This is a genomic window from Stieleria sp., from assembly GCF_041595215.1.
Lineage (GTDB): Bacteria > Planctomycetota > Planctomycetia > Pirellulales > Pirellulaceae > Stieleria > Stieleria magnilauensis.
In genome coordinates this window covers 1-2,049 of sequence record NZ_JBFHKV010001323.1, presented here as the reverse complement: position 1 = coordinate 2,049, position 2,049 = coordinate 1, and the positions used below count along the sequence as shown (strand labels likewise).

General features: G+C 58.8%; 1 protein-coding gene. It reads right to left on the bottom strand.

The window, feature by feature from the left end:
• Positions 1 to 1,875: DUF1549 domain-containing protein (locus tag ABX749_RS30955; RefSeq protein ID WP_372899432.1), on the bottom strand; the 1,875-nt coding region annotated here is incomplete at its 3' end.
• Positions 1,876 to 2,049: the final 174 nt, after the last annotated feature.

The window sequence follows — 2,049 nt, the reverse complement described above, 5'->3', positions numbered from 1 at the left end:
TTTTTCGCCCAACAGTTCAAACAACTCGGGGTTGCTGGGCGGATTGCTGACGCGGATGTCATCGACTTCGTCAACCAGTCCGACGCCCATGTAGTGGGCCCAAACACGGTTGGCGATCGACTTGGCGAAGAACGGGTTATCGGGGCTGGTCAGCCACTCGGCTACCACCGCGCGGCGATCTTTCCCACGCGTATCGGGTGCTTCACCGCCGAGGAATTTCGGCGGGACGGGTTTCTTCGTCACCAAGTGATTGACTTCGCCACCGCCTCGGTTGTAGACGATTTTCTCACGATAGTCCTCGGCGTTCTTGCGGCCGATCTGCGAGAAGAAGGACGCGAACCCGTAGTAATCGTCCATCGTCCAGCGGTCGAACGGATGGTTGTGACACTGGGCACATTGGGTGCGAATCCCCATGAACACCTGCGCCACGTTCTCGGCGGTCTTCAGGGTGTCACGCTCGATCTCATAGAAGTTGGTCGCCGGCGAGGTGAACGTTCCACCGGTACTGGTCAGCAGGTCGCGCACCATCTGATCGATCGGTACATTCTTGGCGAACTTGTCGGTCAACCAGTTCGCATACAAGAAGGCCGACTTGTAGCTGACCTGGTTGGTGCTCTTGATCATCAACAGCTGAGCAAACTTCATCGCCCAGATTTCGCTGAACTCCTTTCGTTCGAGCAATCGATCGATCAGGGCGGCGCGTTTGTCGTCGGCCGGATCGGCGACGAAGTTGCGGTACTCTTCTTCAGTCGGCAGCATGCCGGTGATGTCGACCGTCACGCGACGGATGAACTCTTCGTCGCTGCACAAACCACTCGGCAGGATCCGCAGCTGTTGCAGCTTCTTGCCGACCGATTGATCGATGTAGTTGCCGGTGATTTTCGGCGGCGTGTAGTCCAAGTCGGTCGGCAGAGCGAGCACTTGGCTGCCCACGGTGTGTGTGTCAAAGCGGGCCATCACAAAGGCTTCTCCGCGTCGACCCGCAGTCACGTTGCCGGTGTCATCGATGGCTGCGGTGCCGGAGTTGTTGGACGTGAAGGCGGCCAAGCGCGTGACATCACGAGTGGTTCCATCGCTGTACGTCGCCACAGCGACGAACCGCTGGGTGGAACCCTCGCCTTCGATGACCGCTTGTTGCGGATAGATCGCGACGGAATCGACGGTCGGCGGCTTGTTGTCGGCCGGATCGGCAAGTGCCCCATCGGACAACCATTCCAGCACGGTGGCGTAGTAATCCGAATCGGTGTCGAACAGTTTGCCGCCGGTATGCGGAACCGCGCCGATCGACTTCTTCAGGAACAAGCTTTCTTCGGGGATCGCCAGGTTGATGCGGCGAACGCCGATTTCACGGGTGATGCGAAGGTAATCGCCATCGGGATCGAAACCGAACAGACTCATTCGGAATCCATCTTTCCCGCGGGCGGCTCCGTGACACGAACCGGTGTTGCATCCGGACCGCGTCAACACCGGCATCACGTCTTTGGTGAAGCTGATCGGCGGTTTGGTTTGTGAGTTGGAGACCGTGACGGGGATGCGGACTTCGGTGCCGAGATACTCCGCGATCAATTCGGTCGTGCCATCGGCCAACGGCAACAGTTGGAACTTGTCTCGTTTGACCTTGGATTCATCGGCGATTTTCCAGATCACACGATCACTGGCGTCTTCGGTGATTCCGTCATCACGCCGCAGCACGGCGACGAAGGACTGGAAGTCACGAGCCGAGTTGAGCTTGATTTCAGGCGGATAGACCGCCAGGTCAGGCTTCCGCGGCGAGTCCGAAGGGCGGGATGCTGCTTCGTCGGCGGGGGTCACGCCGAGGGATGGCATTGCCAGTGCAACGAGGAGCAACAGGGATGCGACGGGGCGAGTCTTCATGTCAAAAACGCTGTTTGGGGGGACACTCGATCTGAACCGGGGTTCCGTCGAGGTGAGTCACCGAATGGCGTGGACCATTCGGAACCAAAACTGTGATGGTGTCAAAACGAAAGCACCCGCGGATGCGGCGGGTGCCCTCGTCGCTGGTTTATTTCTTTTGCCGAAGCTGTTCCA